The sequence below is a fragment of the Leucobacter luti genome (assembly GCF_004217175.1).
Taxonomy (GTDB): domain Bacteria; phylum Actinomycetota; class Actinomycetes; order Actinomycetales; family Microbacteriaceae; genus Leucobacter; species Leucobacter luti.
Window position 1 is genome coordinate 66,215 of the sequence record NZ_SHKI01000003.1, and the last position, 21,977, is coordinate 88,191.

The following is a 21,977-nucleotide window of genomic DNA, read 5'->3' on the forward strand; positions in this document are numbered from 1 at the left end:
CACGCAGGAGATCCGAACTCACGCAGGAGATCCGAACTCACGCAGGAGATCCGAACTCACGCAGGAGATCCGAACTCACGCAGGAGATCCGAACTCACGCAGGAGATCCGAACTCAGGCGGGGAGAATCGGGCGAATCCGTCCGCCTGAGTTCGGATCTCCTGCGTGAGCGCGCGTGGGTGGGCGGTTGAGCGCGCGTGGGTCGGCGGACGAGCGCGCGTGGGCGGGCGGTCGAGCACGCTTAGGCGGGCGGATGAGCGCGGGCGCGCGGCTAGGCGCGGCTAGGCGCGCGCGGGTCACAGTTCGGTCACGAGGCACGATTCGCCGAAATTCGACTTGCGCATATTTAGTTCGTTAGCTTTACTAACTTCCATGACTGCTGCGATGACGCACCCCCCGGCGCCCCGGGATCCGGTGTTCCCCGCCACCCCCGCTCCCGGCGGGGCGGGGGCCGGGGCCCCGGCGCGTGCTGGCGGCTTCGGTACCCGCGGCATGCGCCCCAGCGAGAAGGCGACCCCGGGCGGCGCGAAGCAGCACAACCGCACGCTCGTGCTCCAGACGCTGCACGGCGCCGGCCCGCTCAGCCGGGCCGATGTCGCCCGCGCGACGGGCCTCACCAAGGTCACCGTCTCCGGCCTCGTCGCCGAACTCGTCGAGGAGGGCCTGATCCGCGAGCTCGGCCAGCGCGAGTCGCCGCGCCCCGGCAAGCCCGCGATCCTCGTTGACCTCGCGCGCGACGCGTTCGCCGTCGTCGCGCTCGACCTCAGCGATCACCTCACCATGCGCGGCGCGGTCGTGACGATCGACGGCGCGGTGCTCTCGCGCGCGGAGGTCGAGCGCGCCGGTGCGACGGGCGCCGCCGCGAGCGACCTCGCGCTCTCCCTCGCGGCCGAGCTCACCGCCGCGGCAACCGTGCCGCTGCTCGGCGTCGGCGTCGGCACCCCCGGCGTGGTCGACGATGCCGGAGTGGTGCGCACGGCCCCCAACCTCGGCTGGGAGGGCCTGCCGCTGCGCGAGCTGCTCGCGGAGCACACGGGCCTGCCGACCGTGGTGGCGAACGACGCGAACGTGGCCGCGCTCTCCGAGTACAGCTTCGGCGGCACGAGCGACAGCTTCATCCTCATCACGATCGGGCACGGCGTGGGCTCCGGCCTCGTCATCGACGGCCACCCGATCGTGGGCTCGCGCTTCGCCTCGGGCGAGATCGGCCAGGTGATGGTCGGCACCGATCTCGGCCTCGACGCGCCCTACTCCCGCGATCAGGTGCTAGAGCACTGGCTTTCGGTGCCGTCGCTCACCGCGGCGACCGGAGCCACGCACACGCCGGCAGACCGCGCGCGCGTGCTGCGCGAGGCCGGGCAGCGCCTCGGGATCGCGCTCGCCCCAGTGGTGGGCGCGCTCAACCTCGCCGAGATCGTGCTCGCCGGGCCGCTCGACCTCATCGACGGCACGCTCGCCGAGGCGACCCTCGACATCCTCCGCAGGCGGACGATGCCGGACACGCACGGCGACCTCGTCCTGCGCACGAGCACGCAGGGCGCAGACCTGATCCTGCGCGGCGCCACCGCCACTGTTCTCAAGGAGCAGCTCGGGATCAGCTGAACCCGCACCCCCCAGACCTTCACAGACCGTGATCCCACACCCGTCGGATCGCACCACCCGCATTGCGCGGCACCCCCGCGCAACGCCCACCGAAAGGAAAACACCATGAAGAGAAAGCTCACAGGTCTCACCGCAGCGGCCGTGGCTTCGGCGCTGCTGTTCACCGGCTGCAGCCAGGGGGCTCAGGGTGACGGAGGCGCGGAGGGCGACGGCAAGTCGATCACCCTCTGGCTCGCCGGAGGCGACACCCCGGACGAACTCCGCGACTACCTCAAGACCGAGTTCAAGGACGAGACCGGCGCAACACTCAAGATCGAGGAGCAGGGCTGGGGCGACCTGGTCACGAAGCTCACGACCGCGCTGCCGGATCCGAACAACACCCCGGACGTTGCAGAGGTGGGCAACACGCAGTCGCCCACGTTCACGAACGTCGGCGGGTTCCTCGACATCAGCGATATGAAGGAGGAGCTCGGCGGCGACAACCTGCTGCCCTCGTTCGTTGAGGTGGGCGAGGTTGACGGCAAGAACTACACGCTCCCCTACTACTTCGGGTCGCGCTACATGTTCTACCGCAAGGACGTGTGGGACGCGGCGGGCGTCGCCCTGCCGAAGACGCTCGACGAGTTCAACTCCGCGGTCACTACGATCACGGAGAAGAATCCGAAGGGCATCGATAAGTTCTCCGGCTTCTACCTGGGCGGCCAGGACTGGCGCGACGGCATCTCCTGGATCTTCGCCAACGGCGGCGAGATCGCGGAGCTGCAGGACGGCGAGTGGGTGGCGACGCTCGACTCCCCCGAGGCGGTCAAGGGCCTGGAGCAGCTCCAGGCGATCTACCGCACCGCTTCGAATGCGCCGAACGACGCGAAGGACGCGAACCAGTACCAGTTCCTCAACGACTCCGACGAGGTGAAGGACGAAGAGGGCGAGGTCACCGAGGACCTCTCACTCGCGGCAGCCACCATCATGGCGCCGGGCTGGGCACACTGGTCGATCGGCGATCTCGTCACCGGCGAGGACGGCGAGCCCGCCCGCGAGTGGAACGACGACGTGTTCGGCACCTTCGTGCTGCCCGGGAACGACGGCAAGCCGGCGCCCGTGTTCGCTGGCGGCTCGAACATCGGCATCTCCGCGACGTCGAAGGAGCCGGAGCTCGCCAAGGAGCTGCTGCGCATCATCTACTCGGAGGAGTACCAGACGATGCTCGGCGAGAACGGTCTGGGCCCGGCGAACCAGGAGTACGCCTCCTCGCTCGGCGATGACCAGTTCGCGAAGGCGCTCATCGAGTCGGCATCGAACTCGAAGCTGACCCCGGCCGCACCCGGCTGGGCCGCGGTTGAGGCGAAGAACATCATGGAGAGCTTCTTCTCCAAGATCCGTGATGCAGACGACCTCACGAAACTGGCACAGGACACCAACGCCGAGCTCGACGCGCTGCTCAACCAGAAGTAACCGCGCTGTGGGGCGCGGCCGCGCCGCGCCCCACAGGCACCCCGATCTCTCCGAGAGGCTCGCGATGACCACGAGTGCCCCACCCGCACCGAAACGGCGCAGGATCCGGCTCACGCCGTACGCCCTGCTGCTGCCGGCAACGCTCATCGTGTTGCTCGCGCTCGGGTACCCGATCGTGTGGCAGCTCGTCACCTCGATGCAGCACTTCGGCCTCGCCCAGCAGTTTGGGCAACCGCCGGAGTGGGTGTGGTTCTCGAACTACATCGAGCTGTTCACCAACCCCACCACCTGGCTCGTCGTCGCGCGCTCGGTGGCGTTCTGCCTCGTGACGGCCGGGGTGACGATGGTGGTGGGCGTGGGCTTCGCGCTGCTGATGCAGGCGGTGTCGACGTGGATTCGGCTGACGCTCCAGATCGCCCTGCTGCTCGCCTGGGCCACCCCGGTGGTTGCGGCGATGACGATCTGGAACTGGATCTTCGACTGGCGCCGCGGGCTTGTGAACTGGCTCCTTTCGGGGCTCGGTTTCCCCGCGCAGGGCCACAACTGGCTTCAGGAGCCGCTCTCGTTCTTCGCCGTCGCGCTCATCATCGTCGTGTGGATGAGCGTGCCGTTCGTCGCGTTCTCCGTGTACGCGGCGCTCACGCAGATGCCGGGTGAGGTGCTCGAGGCCGCGCAGATGGACGGCGCGAGCCCCTGGCAGCGCCTCCGCTTCATCATCATCCCGGTGATCAAACCGATCCTCGGGATCGTGATGCTGTTGCAGATCATCTGGGACCTGCGCGTGTTCACGCAGATCAAGCTGCTGCAGGATCGCGGCTCGATCGCGAAAGACACCGACGTGCTGGGCACCTACATCTACCAGCTCGGCGTCGGCTCGAGCGACTTCGCAATGGCGAGCGCAATGTCGATCTTCGTGCTCCTGCTCACTATTGCCCTGAGCTGGGCCTATGTCCGCAATCTTGTGAAGGAGGACGAGCAGCCATGAGTCGCAGCGACACCGTCACCATGACCGCCCCGCTCGAGGTCGTGCGCCGCCGCGGCCGGACGAGGCCGCGCAGGGTGCCCCGGATCCTCCTCGGCGTCCTCGCCATCGTCGTGGCGCTCCTGTGGGCGTTCCCCGTGTACTGGATGCTCAACTCGGCGCTGCTGCCCGGAGTGGTGCTCGATAAGACCACCCCCACGCTGCTGCCGTTCGGCGGCTCGTTCAAGAACTTCGCCTCGGTGTTCGCCGACGGGAGTTTCTTTCAGGCGCTCGGGATCAGCCTCGCGGTCGCGGGGATCGCGGTCGTGTGCTGCCTCATCTTCGCGTTCCTCGCGGCGCTCGCGATCAGCCGGTTCCGGTTCAAGGGCCGCCGCAGCTTCGTGCTCGCCGTGCTGTTTATCCAGATGCTCCCCGCGGAGGGGATGTTCATTGCGCAGTACAAGCTCATGGGCTCGATCGGGCTGCTGAACTCGGTGCTCGGCGTGAGCATCATCTACATCGCCGCCGTGGTGCCGTTCACGATCTGGATGCTGCGCGGCTTCGTCGCGGGGATCCCGGCGGAGCTTGAGGAGGCCGCAATGGTCGACGGGCTCAGCCGCACGCAGGCGTTCCTGCGCATCACCTTCCCACTCCTCGCTCCCGGGCTGATCGCCAGTGGTGTCTACGCGTTCTTGCAGGCCTGGAACGAGTTCACCGTCGCCCTCGTGATCCTGCAGGACTCGAGCATGCAGACCCTTCCGCTGTGGCTGCGCGGCTTCATTCAGCAGTCGTCCTCGCGCGCGATCGACTGGGGCGAAGTGATGGCGGCGTCGACGCTCGTCGCGGTGCCCGTGATCATCTTCTTCATGTTCGTGCAGGGGCGCATGACGAGCGGCCTCGTCAGCGGGGCGGTGAAGGGATGAGCACCGCCGCCCCCTCGGCCGCGGACGAGCTCCGTCGCGCGGTGCGCGCAACGCTGATGCCGGGCTTCGAGGGCTTCGTTGCCCCGGAGTGGCTGTGCGACGCGCTCGGCGATGGGCTGCTCTCGGCCTGCGTGTACGGCGCCAACGTGCGCGACCGCGCGCAGCTCGATGCGCTCGGCGCGCAGCTGCAGGCGGCGGCCCCCGGCGCGCTCATCGCGATCGATGAGGAGGGCGGCGAGGTGACTCGGCTGCACTACCTCGACGGCGCACCCTACCCCGGCGCCGCGATCCTCGGCCGCATCGACGATCTCGCCTACACCGAGGAGATTGGGCGCCGCGTCGCCGCGGACATCCTCGCCTCCGGTTTCACGCTCGCGCTCGCGCCAGACGCCGACGTCAACAGCAACCCAGACAACCCGGTGATCGGCACGCGCAGCTTCGGTGCAGACCCCGAGCTCGCCGCGCGCCACACCGCGGCGTGGGTGCGCGGGCTCCAGAGCGTCGGCGCGATCGCCTGCCCCAAACACTTCCCCGGGCACGGGGACACCGCGCAGGATTCGCACCTGATGCTGCCGACCGTGGACGCCGACCTGGCGCTGCTTGAGGCGCGCGACCTGCCGCCGTTCCGCGCGGCGATTGCCGCGGGCGCGCGCACCATCATGACCTCGCACATCCTGCTCCCCGAGATCGATCCGAGCGGCCCGGCGACCTTCAGCCGGCCGATCCTCGAGGGGCTGCTGCGCGAGCGCCTCGGCTTCACCGGCGCAATCGTCTCGGACGCGCTCGACATGCGCGGCGCGAGCGGCGAGATCGGGATCCCCGAGGCCGCGGTGCGCGCCCTCGCCGCCGGCTGCGACCTGCTGTGCCTCGGCACCGCGACGGGGGCCGCCGGTCTGCGCGCGATTGAGGACCACGTGCTCGCCGCCGTCGCGGCGGGCAGGCTCGACGCCGCCCGAGTCACCCAGGCAGCGGCGCGCGTGCGCGAGCTGTGCGCGGTGAGCGGCGCGTCCGGGCTCGCCGAGATCCCGGCCCCGCCGGCGCCCGGCGCGGCCGAGCTCGACCGCGTCGCGCGCAGCTTCGCCGGGGCCGACGCCGCGCGCGCCTGGTGCGCCGCGCACCCCGGCGCGCGCGTGCTCCGCGTCGACACCGAGGCAAACATGGCGGTGGGACACACCCCCTGGGGACCGTTCGCGCCCGCGGCGCACGAGCTGGCGGGCAGCGCCGCCGCGCGCTCGTTCACGGCCCGGCCGCTCGTCGCGGTCACCGAGCAGACCGCCGCGCCGTGGCTCCCGGCGCCCGGCGGAGCGGTCTCGGCAATGCCCGCTCCGGCGACGCCCGCTCTGGCGACCCCGGCCGCCCCAGCGGCTGACCCCGGCACCCTCGTGATCGGCCGCGATCTGCACCGCAGCCAGTTTGCGCGGGGCGGCATCGCTGCGCTGCGCGCCGCCGGGCACGCGGTGTTCACCGTTGACATGGGGTGGCCGGCGGACCCGGGCGGTGCGTCCGGCTACGCTGATCTCGCAAGCTTCGGCTCCTCGGCGCTCGCCGGGGCCGCGCTGCTGCACATCACAGAGGGAGCTGGCGCATGAGTGCGGCACTGCGCATTGGCATGGACATCGGCGGTTCGAAAACCGCCGCCGTCGCGCTCGACGACGCCGGGACGGTGGTCGCCGCCACCGAGCTCGGCACCGTGCGCGGCGACGACGGCGTGGTCGACACCGCGGAGTCGGCGATCGTGGCGCTCGCGACGCAGACCGGGGTCGCGCCGAGCGGCTTCGCCTCCGTGGGGATCGGGATCCCCGGCCAGGTTGATCGCGGGCTCGGGGTGGTGCGCAACGCGTACAACATCGGTGTCGCCCGGCTCCCGCTCGCGCAGCGGCTGAGCGCCCGGACCGGCCTCGCCGTGAGCCTCGACAACGATGTGACGGCGGCGGCGATCGGTGCGGCGCACCTCATGCGGCTCTCGGGCACCGTTGCCTACCTCAACCTCGGCACGGGTCTGTCCGCGGGCTTCGTGGTCGACGGCGTTCCGCTGCGCGGCGCGCACGGGGTCGCCGGCGAGATCGGGCACCTCGCGGTCGATCCGCGCGAGCGCCCGTGCCCGTGCGGCCAGCGGGGCTGTCTTGAGACGGTAGCGAGCGGGTCCGCGCTGCGAACGTACTGGCCCGCGGGCGGCGACCACCCCGGCCGCGTGCTCCTCAGCGCGATCGCCGCCGGCGACGCCGAGGCGCGCGCGGCGTACGACGCCCTCGTCGCCGGCGCCGCGAGCTGCGTGCGCCTCCTCGTGCTGGCGCTCGACCCGCACACGGTCGTGATCGGCGGCGGGCTGCGCCTCCTGGGTGCGCCGCTCGTCGACGGGATCCGGGGAGAGCTCGACCTGGCCGCGGCGACTTCCCCGTTCCTCACGGAGCTCGAGCTCAGTGCTCGGGTGCAGGTGCTCCCGGCGGACTCCTCAGCCGCGGCCGTGGGCGCGGCGCTCGCCGGGAATCTGTAGTTCGCAGGGTCACGTTCGTGTCGTGGGGCTTGCGAAGAGCCGGGCAGACGCTAGCCTGGGGGTATGACCGATCTCAGGCTTGAAGAACTCTCCGCCGCGACCATCGTCGCCGTGAACACGCTCGGTCTGAAGCCTGGCCAGGAGCAGTTCATTACCCCCGTGTCCTACGCGGCCGCGGCTGCGGTGACCCCAGCCCACACCGCGTGGCAGCGCGTGATCCTCGATGGCGACGAGGTGGTGGGGTTCATCCACGGCCACTTCGACGCCGACGCGACGCAGGAGGAGTTCCGCGCGGCGCTGTGGCGCATCAACGTCGACGCCGAGGCGCAGGGCGCCGGTGTTGGCACCTTCGCGGTCAACGCGCTCATCGACGAGGCGCGCAACCGCGGCGTCTCGCGCCTCACCGTGCTCTGGGAGCGCGGCGAGGACGGCCCGGAGGAGTTCTTCCTGCACATTGGCTTCGTCCCGGTCGGGGAAACCCCGTACGGCGAGGTCATTGGCGCGATCACGCTGTAGCCGGGAGTGACCGGCACCTCCACTCCCACTTCGCGCGGAATTCTCGCGTCGGTCGGATCCTCGATCGCCTTCGCGGGCGTGTATTTCGTGACCCCGATGCTCGCGCCGGCGTCAGCCGAGTCGATCTGGGGGATTCGCAACCTCATCACGATCCCGCTGATCGCGCTCGCGCTGCTCGCGGTGCGCCAGTGGCACCTCGTCACCGACATCGCCGCCCGGATCAAGCGGCGCCCGGTGCTCGCGCTCGGGATCCTCGCCTGCGGCTTCCTCGTTTCCGCGCAGCTCTGGGTGTTCAGCTGGGCGCCGCTGCACGGCCGCGGGCTGCAGGTCGCGCTCGGCTATTTCCTGCTGCCCCTCGTGCTGGTGATCATCGGAAAGTTCCTGTACCGGGACCGGCTCGTGTGGTGGCAGTGGCTCGCGGCGGGAATCGCCGCCGTCGGGGTGGTGTTCGAGCTGGTCCGAGTGGGCGGGATCTCCTGGGAAACCCTGCTGGTCGCGCTCGGCTACCCCGTGTACTTCGTGTTGCGGCGCTCGCTCGGCACCGCGAACCTCGGGGGGATGTTCTGGGAGTTCGTTTCCGTCGCACTCTTCGCCGGGGTGTGTGTGGTGCGCGAGCTCGCGGCTGGAGAATCGACGGCCGCGAACCCCGCCCTGTGGTGGGCCGCACCGGTGTTCGCGCTCTGGACCGGGGTGGCGCTCATGCTCTACATCTCCGCGTCGCGCTTGCTGACCATGAGTCTCTTCGGCCTCCTCAGCTACCTTGAGCCGGCGCTGCTCGTGGTCGCCTCGATCCTCAACGGGGAGCGCATCGGCGCGGGCGAGTGGCTCATCTACGGCGCGATCTGGACCGCCGTGACGGTCCTGCTGGTCGGGGGCGTCTCAAAGATCCTCGCCGATCGCAGATCCCGGCCCGCCGCCGGCGCCTAATCACACCGCCGGCGGGCGCTCTGGCCGCGGTGGTGCGCGGCGGGGTCCTTCCGCGTGTATGGTTCTGGCATGAGCGATGTGACAGCAGAGACCGGTGAGCACCAGACGCACGGCTACATCGGGCAGAAAGACGATCTGCTGAAGCGACTGCGCCGGGCCGAGGGCCAGGTGCGCGGCGTGCACCGCATGGTCGAGGAAGACGTGTACTGCATCGATATCCTCACGCAGGTCTCGGCGGCGACCAAAGCGCTCGAGCGGGTGGCGCTCGCGCTGCTCGACGATCACCTGCGGCACTGCGTGTCCGACGCCGCCGCCGAGGGCGGGGCCGTTGCCGCAGAGAAGCTCGCGGAGGCCTCTGCCGCGATCGCGCGGCTGGTGCGCTAGCGCGGGCACGGGCGCAGAACCGACAGCGGGCGCGAGCGCGGACACAGAACCGGCAGCGGGCGCCACGCGGCCCCCGCGCGACGGCACAGCGGACTATCCCGGCGGGCGCGCGGTCCCCACCGCCTCACCCACCGGGCCGCGTGCCAAACCTCACACGCGAGAGTCCCCATGTTTTATTACGCGCCCTCCCCCGAGAGCGCCTGCCGGGTCCGACTGCATCCGGACCAGCGGCAGTGTCGCGCCGCTCGCCTGACTCAGGCAGCAGCACCGACACTTGAAGACTACAGAGGTCAGACGACCCGGCGCCGGTTGAACGGACCACTTCACCCCGGATTTCACCCGCGTGCGCGCGGGGCGGATCACGGCTAGATCAGTCCGCGCCGCTGGGCCTCGAGCACCGCCGCGCTGCGCTGCGATACCTCGAGCTTGCGATACACCGAGCGCAGCTGCGTCTTCAGGGTGTTGAGGGAGATGAACTGCGTTGCGGCGATCTCCTCGCGCGTGCGCCCGCTCGCGAGCAGCGCGAGCACTTCGATCTCGCGCTCGGTGAGGTGCCGGCCGGTCACCGCCGTGGCCCGCGCGAACGGGCCCGCGGGGGCGAACACCTCGGGCCACCCGGTGACCTCAGTGGCGGCGAATTCGCGCACCGCGTCGTCGAACTCGCGGGCGTCTCTGGCAGTAAACCTGCCGGGCAGGCGCAGCGCACGCTCAAGCACGTTTCTGCACTCGTCGTGCTGATCAAGCCGCAGGTGGGCGGCGGCGAGGACGCCGTGGCGCCAGAGCGCGACCTGCCGCAGCTCCCTGCCGTGCTCGGGCATGTCGAGCATCAGCTGGAGCGCGCGGCGCGGCTGGCCCATATTGAGGCTTAGGACCGCCTGCATCAGGTGCGTGCGCGGCAGCTCAGGGTCCGCGGCGTCGAGGTACGGCTCCGCGCCCCGCGGATTGTCGAGGCCGAGCAGCAGGCTCGCCCGCAGCAGGGAGACGATGCTCCCCGGATAGCCGACGCCCGGGGTGCGCGGGAACGACATCCCGTCGAGCAGTTCAAGCAGCCGCTCGGACTCCGCGTAGGCTCCCCGGTCGGCGAGTACCCGGTTGCGGGCGATCGCGTAGAACGGCCACATTTCGCCGACCTGGCCGAGCTGCACCGATGCCATGAACCGCTCGGCCGCCTCCAGATCCGGATCGAGCATTGCCTCGACGACCGCGATGATCGCGTCGACGCCGGGCTCCGACCAACTGGTCGAGCGCTCGATCACCTGCGCCTCGGTGAGGTACTGCCGCGCGAGCCCGGGGTCGCCGTCGCACGCCTCGAGCAGCGCAGCCTTCGCGCACGCTTCACGCACCAGGAACCGCAGCACCGGAGCGGGCGGGTGCATGCGCGCCTCCGCAAAGTGCAGGAGCGCCTGGGGCATGTCTCCGGCGAGCATCGCGGTGGTGCCGAGCTGCACGGAGAGGAAGAGGTTCCAGCCCCCGCGGCGGTCGAACACCGGGTGCATATGGAGGCGCCGCGCCATGATCTCCGCGCCGGCGGCCGTCGCCTCGGCGGTGCGCCCGCGCAGCCGGTGCTCAAACATGCGCGCAAACGGCTCGGCCTCCGGCAGCACCGCGTCGGCGATCCTGGTACCCCGCAGCGTGGTGGGAAGTGGGTCTCCCAGCAGGAAGGCGTACACCGCGCCGGCGATGCTGTTCTCCGGGGCACCGCGCGCCATGAGGTTGCCCAGGGTGCCGCGCAGCCGGTTCGGAACCGAGCCGAACCACACTTCAAGCGCGTACTGATCGAAGTACGAGAGCGCAATCGAGATGGGTTCCTGTGCGCAGGCGGCCTCAAACTCCCTGACCGCGTCGTCGAGTTGGCGCAACGCCGAAGAATTGCGCACAGCCACCCCCGAATCCACGCCGCCTGGTCCTTTCTTCCACCCTAACCACTGCCGCCTGAAACACCGCATTGAGCGACCCCCCGGCGGAGACGCGCCCGGGCGTCACCGCGGCCCGTAGACTGAAAAGTATCCGGACCACCCGGCACGCGATTGGAAGGTTTCCGCATGGGAGAAGCACCCCGCACGCCCCACAACTCTGAGTCGGAGCCGGAGGAGTTCTCGCTGGCGGATCCGGAACAGATCGACGTCACCCCCGAGATCGACGAGATCGCCGAGCTGCGCAACGCGGGCAAGCCCGCGGACACGCGCGCGGACGCCCCGTGGCGCCAGGGATACCCCTACGACACGAAGATCTCGCGCTCCGAATACGAATCGCGCAAGCGCGTGCTGCAGATCGAGCTCCTCAAGCTGCAGGCGTGGGTCAAGGAATCCGGCGAGCGGATCATGATCGTGTTCGAGGGGCGCGACGCGGCGGGCAAGGGCGGCGCGATCAAGCGATTCACCGAGCACATGAACCCGCGCGGCGCCCGCGTGGTTGCGCTTGAGGTTCCCACCGAGCGCGAGCAGACCCAGTGGTACTTCCAGCGCTACGTGCAGCACTTCCCCGCGGCCGGCGAAATCGTGCTCTTCGACCGCTCCTGGTACAACCGGGCGGGGGTCGAGCGGGTCATGGGCTACTGCACCCCGCAGCAGTACCTCGAGTTCACGCGCTCCGCCCCCGAGCTCGAGGGGATGCTCGTCAACTCCGGGATCCGGCTGATCAAGTTCTGGTTCTCCGTGGGCAAGGCCGAGCAGCACGAGCGCTTCATGTCGCGCTCGCAGGACCCGGTCAAGCAGTGGAAGCTCTCGCCCACCGACCTCGCGAGCATCGACAAGTGGGACGACTACACGGCCGCGAAGCAGGCGATGTTCTTCTACACCGACACCCCGCAGGCGCCCTGGACGGTCGTGAAATCGAACGACAAGAAGCGCGCCCGGCTCGAGGCAATGCGCTGGGTGCTCTCACGCTTCGATTACCCGGGCAAGGACCACGACGTGGTGGGCGAGCCGGATCCGCTCGTGATCGGCTCGCCGGCGACCGTGTATGACGACGGCGAGACGCCCAGCTTTCCCGTGGTCTCCCTGTCTTAGCTCACGATTCGTCCCGGCGCGCTCTGGTTGCTTGCGCCAGGGCGGTTGGCGCGAGAACATGAGGGTATGAGCGCAGACGCGAACCCCACGCAGGCACCGATCGAGCAGCCCGCCCACGCGGCGCCCCCGGGGGAGGTCGCGTTCTCACTGTTCGCGGTGTTCCGCCTGAGTTCTTCGCACCCGGTTGTTCTCGACGGGCGCGAGGTCCCCGAGATCGTGCAGGAGCTTGAAGACGTTGCAGCCTCGCTCGCGGCTGAGCGCGTGTTCGTGCGCGGCTGGTACGACGTCAGCGGGTTCCGCTCGGACGCCGACCTTATGGTGTGGCTGCACGGCACCGAGATCGAGGATCTGCAGTGGGCGCTGCGCCAGCTCCGCCGCTGCGCTCTCCTGCGTCCACTGATCCGCGCGTGGAGCGCGATCGGCGCTGATCCCGGCCCCGGCGACGATCTGGGGACGAGCGAGCCCGCCGAGTGGCTCGCGTGCGCGTCCGCCGAGATTTCAGACGCGACCCCGCTCTCGGGGCTCGACGCCGACGGTGATGTCGCCCTGCACGTCTTCGATGCGGCGGGGCTCACCGACGCCGGCTGGCTGGTCGCTGCGGAGGCAGACGACCCGGTCGCGCTCACGGGCCTTGTCCGCGCGATCCAGAGCGGGGCGCCGATCATTACCGACGTGCGCACCCGCTACACGGGTCGCTTCATTGAGCCCGCCGAGATCGTCGAGGTCTTGCAGTAGCAGCGGCGCCCGCCGCCGCCCGGCGTCGCACACCGAAACGACGAGTGCCGCCGCGCCCCTGACAGGGCGCGGCGGCACTCGTGCGTGTGGGGGTTAGAGCCCCGAGTAGGCGTGCAGCCCCTTGAAGAACACGTTGACGATCGTGAAGTTGAAGATCACCGCGGCGTAGGCGATGATCGACAGCCACGCCGAGCGCGTGCCGCGCCAGCCGCGGGTGGCGCGCGCGTGGATGAAGCCGGCGTAGAGCACCCAGATCACGAAGGTCCAAACCTCCTTGGTGTCCCAGCCCCAGTAGCGGCTCCAGGCAGCCTCAGCCCAGATCGAGCCGGCGATCAGTGTGAAGGTCCAGAACACAAAGCCGATGATCGCGAGCCGGTACGAGAGGTCCTCGAGCCGCACCGCCGAGGGCATCGTCGACAGGAAGCGCAGTCCGCCCGGCTCGCCCGCGGCGATCTTCGCGTCGCGGCGCGCCTGCATGAGCTGCAACACTGAGAGCCCGAACGACAGGGTGAGGAACGCCACTGCGAGCACGGCGACGAGGATGTGGATGACGAGCCAGTACGAGTCGAGCGCCGGCTGCAGCGGAACGATCGCGACGTAGAAGTTCACCTTCGTGACGCCGAGGAACAGGACCGCCATGCCCGTGACCAGGGTCCCCAGGAAGCGGAGGTCCACGAAGAACTGCACCAGCAGGAAGATCAGCATGATCGCGCAGGTCGCGGTCAGTGCGAACTCGTACATGTTTGCCCACGGGACGCGGCCGGCACCGATGCCGCGCAGCACCGTCGCCGCAAGGTGCAGCGCGAATCCGAGCACCGTGAGGGAGAAGCCGATGCGCAGCGCCCGCGACCGGGGCTGTTTCACGGCGGAGGTCGCGGCCCGGGCGCGCGTCAGTGTGCCGACGCCACCGCCCGCCGCCGCCGCGGCCGGAGCCGCCTCGCGGGCCGCCGCTGCGGCATCGCCGCTGCGGTTCGCAAGGTCCACCGCGTAAAACACGAGGGCAATTGAATACACGATCATCGCTGAATACAGCGCGATCGTTGAGAAGGTTTCCAGCTCGCTCAGCACAGTTTCTCAGGGTAGCCGCATCCGCCGCGTGCTGGCTGAGAACTCGCCCCGCTGCCGTGCCGCGCTTGCGACCGCGCACCCGGAACGCTATTGCGCTGAGACGACCACCGTGAAGCGCAGCGGCTCAACTCCGCCCTGCTCGTGCGTGAGTGTCACCTCGGTGGTGCCCACCGCAAGCGCGGTGACGCCGGGGTTGAACTCCGCGCTGTCGTCGCGGTGTCCCGCGGTAAACACGGCAACCTCGGGGTCGGACACGGCCCCGCGGTAGCTCGCGACGTCCAGGCTCGCGGTATCGATGTTGAGCGTCTGCCCCACCACCAGGTCCACGCTCGCCCCGCGCAGCGCGGTCGCGTCTTTCGTGACCGGTGCGATGACATCGCCGCCGATCAGCTCCTGCTCCTCGCTCGTGCGCGCCGCGCCCTCGTCGCGGGCGTCGCCCTGCACCGCGCCGCAGCCCGCGAGCGCCAACGCAAGCAGCACTGCCGCCCCCTGCACCACAACTCCCCGAGTTCCCATGCGCCAATTCTTGCACCGGGCCGGGCCTGGCGCCAGGGGTGCGCGGTGAGCAGCCACTCGGATTCTCGCTTGAAATCCCCGATCCGGATACCGATATGCCATACCATGATGAGCGCGAACTCCCCGCGATGAGAGGACCCCGTGACCGGCGACGAACTCACCACACTCCTCGTGCCGCTCGTAGCGGTAATTGCCCCGCTGCTCGCCGCGCTCGTGCGCCGCGTGCTCGTAATTCCCCTGGTGGTGTTCGAGATCGGCCTCGGTATGCTGCTCGGCCCGTCCGGACTTGGCTGGGTGAGCGACACCGCGGTACTCGACACGATGTCGCAGTTTGGCCTGGCGGCGCTGTTCTTCATGGCGGGAAACGAAATCGATCCCGCCACGCTGCGCGGCCCCGCCGCGCGGCGCGGGCTCGGCTGGTGGGGCGTCTCGGCGGCACTCGCCCTCGCGGCCGGCTTCGTGATCGGCGCCGACCCCGGCGCCGCAGTGATCATCGGCGTAGCCCTCACTGGCACGGCGCTCGGCACGATCATGCCGATGCTCCGCGATGCCGGGCTCTCCCGTACCCCGCTGGGCCGCGCGATCACCACCGCGGGCGCGATCGGGGAATTCGCCCCGCTCGTGGCGATCTCGGTGTTCCTCAGCGGCCGCCAGCCACTCGGCGGCACCCTCGTGCTCGTGCTGTTCGTCGCGGTTGCGGCGGTCGCGTTCTGGCTCGCCAGCCGCGGCCCGCGCGATTGGCTGCGCCGGATGGTGTCGATGACGCTGCACACGAGCGGCCAGTTCGCGGTGCGCTTCGTGCTCCTCCTCCTCGCCGCGCTCGTGTCGCTCGCGATCGCCCTCGGCGTCGACTTCCTCCTGGGCGCGTTCACCGCGGGCATGCTCGCGCGCGTGGTGCTGCAGGGCGGCGACCCCGAGGAGCTGCGGGTCATCGAGGCGAAACTCGACTCCGTGGCCTTCGGGTTCCTCGTCCCCGTGTTCTTCATCACCACCGGGATCTCGTTCCCGCTCGCGGCACTGCTGAGCGACCCCGCGGCGCTCGCGCTCGTGCCCGTCTTCGCCCTGGTGATGCTGCTGGTGCGCGGGGTGGCTGGCTGGTTCGCCGCCGGGCGGGGCGCGCCGCTCAGAGACCGGCGCACGGCCGCGCTGTTCACCGCAACAACGCTGCCGCTCGTGATCGCGGTGACCGCGATCGGCACCGACCACGGCGTCCTCGATTCGCAGGTCGCGGCAGCGATGGTGGGCGGTGCGATGCTCACCGTACTGCTCTTCCCGATGCTCGCGCTCGTGGGGCACCGCCCCGACCCCACGGCCCGGGTTGCGGGCGAGACGGCCCCGGCCGCGGCGGGTGCGCCGGACCCGTTTTCTCAGGGAGCGCACGAGTAGTCCCCCGCCACCCAATATAATTGGACATTATCCAACTTTTTGGACCGCGCGGGACGGCTGCCGCTCGGCACACACGACTCGGGGGAGCACACATGACCACGCAAGAATCACAGAGCGCGCAGGCACCGGGAGCGGCTGGGTGCCCCGTGGCGCACGGCGCCGGTACCCCGTCCCCCTCCCCCGACGCGGCGGACAGCGGGTACTTCGGGCCGGGAAGCGTGAGCTGGCGGCTGTACTCGGACCCGTCATCAAAGCTGGGCGGAATCGCCGCTCTCCTGCTGCAGTCGCTCAACCCGATGATGATGCGGGTGTTCTCGGGAACGAGCGGCTACGCCACCGACATGGAGGGGCGCGGCGAGCGCACGGGGCGCTACATTGACACCACCATTTTCGGTGACCGGGAGCACGCGGACGCGGCGGGCGCCGCGGTGCAGCGACTCCACGCGGCGAGCGTGTGGACCGACCCGCGCACCGGCGAGGAGCTTCGGGCAGACACGCAGGAGTGGCTCGCCTGGACCCACAACTGCATTGTGTACGGCGTGCTGCGCGCCGCAGACGCGTACGGCCCCACGCTCACCGTCGCCGAGCAGGATCGCTTTGTGACCGAGCAGCACGAGGCGGCGCGCATCGTGGGAATCACCGGTGACGAGTTTCTGCCAGGCTCCCGGCTCGCGCTCGACCGCTACATCGACGACAACCGGGAGTGGATGGCGCTCACCATTCCGGCCGCTGAAATCTCCCGCAGCATGCGCAAGCCGAGCCTCTCGGGCAACCCGTTCAAGGTGTGGGCGTCCGTGAACATCCAGGACGGGGTGCTCGCGCTGCTTCCGGAGTGGGCCCTCCTGCTGTTTGGCATCGAGGGGCGTCCGATGAACCTGCGCGCGGCCGCGCGCGTGACGCGTCGCCTCATCGCCTCGGCGCGCGCCGGCCGCTCTTCGGAGGACCTGATCGCGGAGGTCGCCGACCGGGTGCAGACGCACCCGTACCAGAAGCTGCGCACCCGGCGGTAGCCACGCCGCACGCGCAGAGCGCGGGGGCGCTCCTTGCACCCCCGCGCTCTGGCCGCGCTAGTTGCCCTGCTTCAGCGCCTGCAGGCGCTGGTCCACCTCGCTCAGCGAGCCGAGATCGTCAAGCTCGTTGAACTGCGCGTCGAGCGTCGAAGCGGCGAGCTCGGCCTGGCCGCGTACCATGGCCTCCTGCCGCTTGATCTTCTCCTCGAAGCGGCCCAGCTCGCTCGTCGGGTCGAGCACGTCGAGGTTCTTCACCGCGTCCTGCACCTGCGACTGCGCGTCGGCGACCTTGCCCCGCGAGACCAGCTCGTCGCGCTTTGCCTGCAGCTGCACGAGCTTCTCGCGCATCGTCTGCAGGCCCGCCTTCAGCTGCTCAACCACCTGCTGCTGCGCTGTGACGCTCGGCTCGGCGGTCGAGACCTCCTTCTCGAAGGAGATCTGCTTCGACAGGGCAACGCGCGCCAGGTTGTCAAAGCGGTCTGCGTCGGCGGCGTCGCCGCCCGCGCGCAGCGTCTCGGCCTGCGCGGACGCGGCGGCCGCCTTGCTGCCCCACTCGGTGATCGCCTTGCGATCCTCCTCGAGGTCGGCCTCCATGAGGCGCAGGTTGCCGATCGTCTGCGCGACCGAGCTCTCGGCGTCGGCGATGCTGTTCTTGTAGTCGCGCTCCATCTGATTGAGCATCTTCTCGGGATCCTCAGCCGAGTCGAGGAGCGCGTTGATGTTTGCCTTGGCGAGCTGGGTAATACGGCCAAGGATTGACTGTTTAGCCATGTCGGCTTCCTTTCATTACGTTCCACCGAACCCGCTCGGAGGAGCAGTGCACGCTGGCCCGGCCGGGCCAGCGGAGTCTTTCGCGTTTCGACGCCCGGTGGCGCCCGGGATCAGAACCGGCCGCCGCCACCGCGACGCCCTCCGCCACCGCCGCCGCCGCCACTCGAGCCGCCGCCCCACCCGCCGCGGAATCCACCGCCGCCACTCGAGCCGCTCCACCCGCCGCTCGAACCGCCGCCGGAGCCGCCGCTCAGCAGCCCGCCGAGGATCCCGCCGAGCACCGCGCCGCCAAAGCTGCCGTCCGAGCGAGCCCCGCCGCCGTAGCCGCCGCCACCGTAACCGCCCCCGCCGCCCCAGCCGTTGACATCTGAGCCCGCGAGCTGCGACGCGGCGCGCGCGTACTGCGTCGCCTGCTGGGCGCACTGGTACGAGCGTGCCGGGTCGCTCTGCGCGTAGCTCTCGGCGAGCTGCAGCTGACGCTGCGCTTCCGCGAGCCTGGTCCTCGCCTCGGCGCCGATCGCACCGCGACGGGTCTCGATAAACTGCTCGGCCGCGAGCACCTCGGCTCGTGCCGGCACGAGCGCCTCGTCGCGCGCGGCCTCCGCGCGCCTGGTCCGCTCCGCGGCCTCGCGCGCGCCGCCGATCGCGGCGTCGATCTGCACGTTGGCGGCGGCAACTGCGGTGAGTGCGCGCACCGGATCGCCCTGCGTGCCGGCTGCGAGCACCGCGTTCACCTGCTGCGCCGCGGCTTCAAGCGCCTGCCGGTCGCCCTCCGCGGCGCCGCCGATCAGCTGCGCCACCGTCTGGAGGTCCGCCCGCAGGTCCGCCGTCGCTGCGTCGAGCTGCCGCGCGCTCTCGGCGAGCTCGGCCGCGGTGGTCTCGGGCGACCGCGAGAGCGTGCTCGCCTGGTCGAGCGCCGCCTCAGCCGCGCGCAGCGTCACCGCCGCCGCGGCCGGAGTGCCGGCCGCGATCTCTTGCTCGGCGGACCCGAGGCACTCGGCAACAAACACGAGCCGGGTGTCTGCCTCGTCGAGGTTTCGCTGCAGCTGCCCCACGATGCTCTCCGCGTAGCTGGCCGCGAGCCCAGCGACCGTGGCGCGTGCGGCGTCGAGTTGCGTGCGCGCCGCGGGAAGCGCGGCACCGAGCTGGGCGAGCACCTCGGGGGCGCGCTGCTCGACCTCGCGCAGGCGCGAGAACGACTCGGTGTGCTCGTCGAGCGACGCCTTCGCCCCCGAGCAGCGGTCGATGATCTCCGTGAGCCAGGCCCGGCGGTCCTCGTCGGTGTCTGGGACGTCGTCGTCGAGCTTCTGCCGCAGCTCGAACGCGGCCTGCAGCTGCGCACGCGCGTCGGCGATCGCCGCGGCGAACGGCTCGGCCGCGGCGGCACCAAACTGGGCCTGCGCGAACCCGAGCTCCTGCTCGCTGCTGCGCACGTCGTCGTCAACGCGCACGAGCAGCCCGCTCGCCTGCGCCTCAAGCTCCTGCATCGTTGCCGCGGCTTCGCCCTCGGCCGCCGCGCGAGCGCGCTTCTTCTTGCGGGCAACCAGCACGCCAGCGGCGACACCGCCGACCACCACCACGCCACCCACCACGGCAACGGCGACCCCCGTGCCGTTCGACGCCGGGTTGAGCACCACCTGGTCGATCCCGCTGAGCGTGGTACCGACCACCCCGGTCCAGTCGCTCTGCTTCAGCGCCGGGCGCACAAAGTCGTTCGTCAGCCTGGTGTACTGCTCGTCGCTGATCAGGCTCTGCGCCGCGTTCAGGTCGAAGAGCCGATCCTCCACCGCCACGCTCAGCAGCACCCCGTCGTCGCCGAGGAAGTTCTTCTGCGCCGTCGCGGCGCCCCACGCCTCTGGATCGTTCGGGTCGCTGAAGCGATCCACATAGACCACGAAGAGCTGCACCCCGTGCTCCGCAGCGAACTCCCGCACCTCTGACTCGAGCCGCTCCTGGTCGGTGCCGAGCACGGCCTGCGAAGTGTCGTCGATCACGTAGCCACCGGCGAACTCGGGTGGGGCCGTCGCCTGCGCAGCGGCCGGCACCAGCCACGCGAGTGCCGCGAGCACCGCGAGCCCCAGCATCGTAGCGACCCGCTTCATCCCGTTCCTCCCGGCCGCGGCGCACGAGAGCGTCGCCTTGTCGTTGGTCTCAGTCTAGAAGTGCGCGGGCGCGCCCCGCCAGTGGCAAAACATTGGCTCACCTGCGGCTCTAAGCTATTCGAAGGCCCGCACTCGACGCGACACCGGGCCGGAGGATCGGGGAACGGGCATGCGGGGGAAGCGGCTGAGCATTTGGGGCGAGACCGGGGCGATCCTGCGAGCTGCCACCGCGCGCGTGCGGGCCGGTGGCGCGCGCCTTGCCGGCCTCATCCTCGCGACCCAGCTGGTGGTCCTCCTCGTGGCGCTCCCGCTGGTGCGGTGGCTGTTTCGTGAGGCGCTGCGCGCCAACGGGATGTCGGGCCTCGACCTCGGAAAGCTGCCGATCGGGCAGGGATTCCCGCTCACGGTCACCCTCATACTCGCGATCGTCGTGCTCGTGTTCTGGCTGCTCGCACTCCAGTTCACCGCGCTCGTGGTGCTTCTGCGCTGGCCCGCCCTGTCGGGCAGGCAGTTCCTCAGCGAGCTCGGGCGCGTGGCGCGAGCGCTCCTGCGCCCGCGCTCGCTCCCGCTGCTCGGCTACCTGTTTGTGCTGCTCCCCCTCACCGGCTTCGGGTTCACGTCAGCCCTCACGCGCGGGCTCGCGATCCCGCAGTTCATCTCCGGCGAGCTGTTCAAATCGCCGGCGACGGCGATCGGGTTTATAGCGTTCCTCGTGGTGCTCACCTGGCTGAACCTGCGATATGCGCTCACCGTCCCACTGTTCGTGCTGACCACCGGCCGGCGGCCCCTGCGCACCAGCTGGCGACTCACCCGCGGGCTGCGCGCTCCGGTTTCGCTCGCGCTCGCCGGGGCAGTGGTCCTCATCGCGGGCTCGCTGGCGGGCTCGGCACTCGCGCTCATCGCGCTTGCCCCCACGGCGATCGCCGACGCGGTGCTCCCCGGGGCGGCCCCGGGCGTCGCTGCGGTCTCACTCGGCCTTGCACAGGTGGCCGGGATGCTGCTCAGCGGGGCAGTGACCGCGGGCATCGCCGGGGTGCTCATCTCGCGGCTCGAGCGCAGCGCCGATCGCTTCCCGGCCGGCGTCTCGTGGGCCACGGATCCGGCGCGTGCCGAGCGGGTGCCCGCGACGGCAGGGGCGGCAGGGGCGGCAGGTGCCGCGGGCTCCACGGAGTCCGCGGGACCCGCAGTGCCCGCGGGACCCGCCGGGGCGGCGCCCGCCGGCGCTCCGGCAGCGGCCCCGCGCACGGGCCGCCTCGTCCCGGTGGTCGTCACTGCCGCCCTGCTGCTCGCGGCCGGGTGCAGCGTCGCCGGCTGGGACACGATGCACCGGCTCGCGGCGGCACCCGACACGCTGGTGCTCGCCCACCGCGGTTTCTCCGACGGGGGCGTGGAGAACACCCTGGGCGGGCTCGACGCGGCCGCGGCGGCCGGGGCCGACCTCGTCGAGATGGACGTGATGCAGACGCGCGACGGCGAGTTTGTCGCCATGCACGACGCGCGGCTCGAGCGCCTCGCCGGGGAGCCGCTCGCGGTGAAGGACCTCACGCTCGCGGAACTCACCCAGATCATGGTCACCGACGCCGCGGGGCACACCGATCTGATCCCCAGCTTCACCGACTACGTGCGGCACGCACAGGCGCTCGAGATGCCCCTGCTCATCGAGGTGAAGCTCAGCGGCGCCGAGACGCCGGACCACGTCGACCGGCTCGTCGCGGAGCTGGAAGAGCTCGGGGCGCTCGAGGAAAACATGTACCACTCGCTCGACGCCCCGAGCGTGGAGCGGCTGAAACTCCTGCGCCCCGACCTCACCGTGGGCTACACGATGGCCTTCGCTGGCGGCGGGCTGCCCGAGACCGTCGCCGACTTCATCGTCGTCGAGCAGTGGACGGCTACGTCGGTGATGCAGGACGCCGCGCGAGCCGCCGGGCTCGGATTCATGGCGTGGACCGTGAACGACGAGGCCGGGTATCGCGAGCTGCTGCGCCGCGACGCCGACGGCATCATCACCGACCATCCAGACCGGGTGCTCGCGGCCAGAGCGGAGATGCAATCGGGCAGTGGCGTCGCGGGGATTCTGGTCGACGCCCTCGCGCGCTTCGTAACCGTCGTATAGCCGGGCCCGG

The 21,977-nt window shown here is 70.5% G+C and carries 19 protein-coding genes; 14 read left to right on the top strand and 5 right to left on the bottom strand.

Translation table 11 applies throughout. The features are described 5' to 3' along the window. The first annotated feature begins 383 nt into the window (after positions 1-383). The 9 genes from EV139_RS03400 (at position 384) to EV139_RS03440 (ending at position 9,258) form a co-directional block, all read left to right on the top strand. The gene (locus EV139_RS03400; protein ID WP_198677437.1) at positions 384-1,601 is read left to right on the top strand and encodes an ROK family transcriptional regulator; all 1,218 of its coding nucleotides are present in this window, start codon (positions 384-386) and stop codon (positions 1,599-1,601) included. Positions 1,602-1,706: 105 nt separating this feature from the next. Further along, entirely contained in the window at positions 1,707-3,053 is a 1,347-nt protein-coding gene (locus EV139_RS03405; RefSeq protein ID WP_130452938.1) for an extracellular solute-binding protein, read from the top strand. A 64-nt stretch (positions 3,054-3,117) separates the two neighbouring features. Beyond that, the gene (locus tag EV139_RS03410) at positions 3,118-4,038 is read left to right on the top strand and encodes a carbohydrate ABC transporter permease (protein ID WP_130452939.1); all 921 of its coding nucleotides are present in this window, start codon (positions 3,118-3,120) and stop codon (positions 4,036-4,038) included. Further along, a complete protein-coding gene (locus EV139_RS03415) occupies positions 4,035-4,937 on the top strand; it encodes a carbohydrate ABC transporter permease (protein ID WP_198677438.1) in 903 nt (300 codons plus the stop codon). The genes EV139_RS03410 and EV139_RS03415 overlap by 4 nt, the downstream gene beginning before the upstream one ends. Continuing rightward, a complete protein-coding gene (locus tag EV139_RS03420; RefSeq protein WP_130452940.1) occupies positions 4,934-6,526 on the top strand; it encodes a glycoside hydrolase family 3 protein in 1,593 nt (530 codons plus the stop codon). Before EV139_RS03415 ends, EV139_RS03420 begins: the two co-directional genes overlap by 4 nt. Then, the gene (locus EV139_RS03425) at positions 6,523-7,431 is read left to right on the top strand and encodes an ROK family protein (protein WP_237464541.1); all 909 of its coding nucleotides are present in this window, start codon (positions 6,523-6,525) and stop codon (positions 7,429-7,431) included. The genes EV139_RS03420 and EV139_RS03425 overlap by 4 nt, the downstream gene beginning before the upstream one ends. A 63-nt stretch (positions 7,432-7,494) precedes the next feature. After that, positions 7,495-7,947: a GNAT family N-acetyltransferase gene (locus EV139_RS03430; RefSeq protein WP_130452941.1), complete on the top strand. Its 453-nt coding sequence runs from the start codon at positions 7,495-7,497 to the stop codon at positions 7,945-7,947. 6 nt (positions 7,948-7,953) lie between these two features. Then, the gene (gene rarD, locus EV139_RS03435; RefSeq protein ID WP_130452942.1) at positions 7,954-8,874 is read left to right on the top strand and encodes an EamA family transporter RarD; all 921 of its coding nucleotides are present in this window, start codon (positions 7,954-7,956) and stop codon (positions 8,872-8,874) included. Positions 8,875-8,943: 69 nt separating this feature from the next. Beyond that, positions 8,944-9,258, top strand: coding sequence for a metal-sensitive transcriptional regulator (locus EV139_RS03440; RefSeq protein ID WP_130452943.1), 315 nt, complete (start codon positions 8,944-8,946; stop codon positions 9,256-9,258). A 365-nt stretch (positions 9,259-9,623) separates the two neighbouring features. Here the strand turns inward: EV139_RS03440 and EV139_RS03445 are convergent, their stop codons facing one another. After that, positions 9,624-11,117: a helix-turn-helix transcriptional regulator gene (locus EV139_RS03445; RefSeq protein WP_130452944.1), complete on the bottom strand. Its 1,494-nt coding sequence runs from the start codon at positions 11,115-11,117 to the stop codon at positions 9,624-9,626. Between the two features lie 183 nt (positions 11,118-11,300). On the opposite strand from EV139_RS03445, the gene ppk2 reads away from it, so the two are divergent. Next, entirely contained in the window at positions 11,301-12,266 is a 966-nt protein-coding gene (gene ppk2, locus EV139_RS03450; RefSeq protein ID WP_130452945.1) for a polyphosphate kinase 2, read from the top strand. Between the two features lie 66 nt (positions 12,267-12,332). After that, a complete protein-coding gene (locus EV139_RS03455) occupies positions 12,333-13,001 on the top strand; it encodes a chlorite dismutase family protein (protein WP_130452946.1) in 669 nt (222 codons plus the stop codon). 93 nt (positions 13,002-13,094) lie between these two features. On the opposite strand, the gene ccsB is transcribed toward EV139_RS03455, so the two are convergent. Further along, a complete protein-coding gene (gene ccsB / locus EV139_RS03460) occupies positions 13,095-14,069 on the bottom strand; it encodes a c-type cytochrome biogenesis protein CcsB (RefSeq protein WP_241988959.1) in 975 nt (324 codons plus the stop codon). An 87-nt stretch (positions 14,070-14,156) separates the two neighbouring features. Beyond that, a complete protein-coding gene (locus tag EV139_RS03465) occupies positions 14,157-14,585 on the bottom strand; it encodes a pilus assembly protein N-terminal domain-containing protein (RefSeq protein WP_130452947.1) in 429 nt (142 codons plus the stop codon). Positions 14,586-14,726: 141 nt separating this feature from the next. Here EV139_RS03465 and EV139_RS03470 point away from each other — a divergent pair, with 141 nt between their 5' ends. Beyond that, positions 14,727-15,971 carry a cation:proton antiporter gene (locus EV139_RS03470; RefSeq protein WP_130452948.1) on the top strand — a complete coding sequence of 415 codons (1,245 nt, stop codon included), beginning with the start codon at positions 14,727-14,729 and terminating at the stop codon, positions 15,969-15,971. A gap of 92 nt (positions 15,972-16,063) precedes the next feature. Continuing rightward, a complete protein-coding gene (locus tag EV139_RS03475; protein ID WP_130452949.1) occupies positions 16,064-16,981 on the top strand; it encodes an oxygenase MpaB family protein in 918 nt (305 codons plus the stop codon). A 57-nt stretch (positions 16,982-17,038) separates the two neighbouring features. Here the strand turns inward: EV139_RS03475 and EV139_RS03480 are convergent, their stop codons facing one another. Both EV139_RS03480 and EV139_RS16200 read right to left on the bottom strand, forming a co-directional pair. Continuing rightward, positions 17,039-17,752, bottom strand: coding sequence for a PspA/IM30 family protein (locus EV139_RS03480; protein WP_130452950.1), 714 nt, complete (start codon positions 17,750-17,752; stop codon positions 17,039-17,041). A 110-nt stretch (positions 17,753-17,862) separates the two neighbouring features. Continuing rightward, a complete protein-coding gene (locus tag EV139_RS16200) occupies positions 17,863-19,854 on the bottom strand; it encodes a TPM domain-containing protein (protein ID WP_130452951.1) in 1,992 nt (663 codons plus the stop codon). Between the two features lie 169 nt (positions 19,855-20,023). On the opposite strand from EV139_RS16200, the gene EV139_RS03490 reads away from it, so the two are divergent. Beyond that, positions 20,024-21,967 (top strand): glycerophosphoryl diester phosphodiesterase membrane domain-containing protein, encoded by a 1,944-nt coding sequence (locus EV139_RS03490; RefSeq protein ID WP_130452952.1) that lies wholly within the window; start codon positions 20,024-20,026, stop codon positions 21,965-21,967. The last annotated feature ends 10 nt before the right edge of the window (positions 21,968-21,977 follow it).

Coding starts and splice junctions, on each gene's coding strand:
- EV139_RS03400 (WP_198677437.1), top strand. CDS start 384: ATGACGCACCCCCCGGCGCCCCGGGATCCGGTGTTCCCCGCCACCCCC.
- EV139_RS03405 (WP_130452938.1), top strand. CDS start 1,707: ATGAAGAGAAAGCTCACAGGTCTCACCGCAGCGGCCGTGGCTTCGGCG.
- EV139_RS03410 (WP_130452939.1), top strand. CDS start 3,118: ATGACCACGAGTGCCCCACCCGCACCGAAACGGCGCAGGATCCGGCTC.
- EV139_RS03415 (WP_198677438.1), top strand. CDS start 4,035: ATGAGTCGCAGCGACACCGTCACCATGACCGCCCCGCTCGAGGTCGTG.
- EV139_RS03420 (WP_130452940.1), top strand. CDS start 4,934: ATGAGCACCGCCGCCCCCTCGGCCGCGGACGAGCTCCGTCGCGCGGTG.
- EV139_RS03425 (WP_237464541.1), top strand. CDS start 6,523: ATGAGTGCGGCACTGCGCATTGGCATGGACATCGGCGGTTCGAAAACC.
- EV139_RS03430 (WP_130452941.1), top strand. CDS start 7,495: ATGACCGATCTCAGGCTTGAAGAACTCTCCGCCGCGACCATCGTCGCC.
- EV139_RS03440 (WP_130452943.1), top strand. CDS start 8,944: ATGAGCGATGTGACAGCAGAGACCGGTGAGCACCAGACGCACGGCTAC.
- ppk2 (WP_130452945.1), top strand. CDS start 11,301: ATGGGAGAAGCACCCCGCACGCCCCACAACTCTGAGTCGGAGCCGGAG.
- EV139_RS03455 (WP_130452946.1), top strand. CDS start 12,333: ATGAGCGCAGACGCGAACCCCACGCAGGCACCGATCGAGCAGCCCGCC.
- EV139_RS03465 (WP_130452947.1), bottom strand. CDS start 14,585: ATGGGAACTCGGGGAGTTGTGGTGCAGGGGGCGGCAGTGCTGCTTGCG.
- EV139_RS03475 (WP_130452949.1), top strand. CDS start 16,064: ATGACCACGCAAGAATCACAGAGCGCGCAGGCACCGGGAGCGGCTGGG.
- EV139_RS03480 (WP_130452950.1), bottom strand. CDS start 17,752: ATGGCTAAACAGTCAATCCTTGGCCGTATTACCCAGCTCGCCAAGGCA.
- EV139_RS16200 (WP_130452951.1), bottom strand. CDS start 19,854: ATGAAGCGGGTCGCTACGATGCTGGGGCTCGCGGTGCTCGCGGCACTC.
- EV139_RS03490 (WP_130452952.1), top strand. CDS start 20,024: ATGCGGGGGAAGCGGCTGAGCATTTGGGGCGAGACCGGGGCGATCCTG.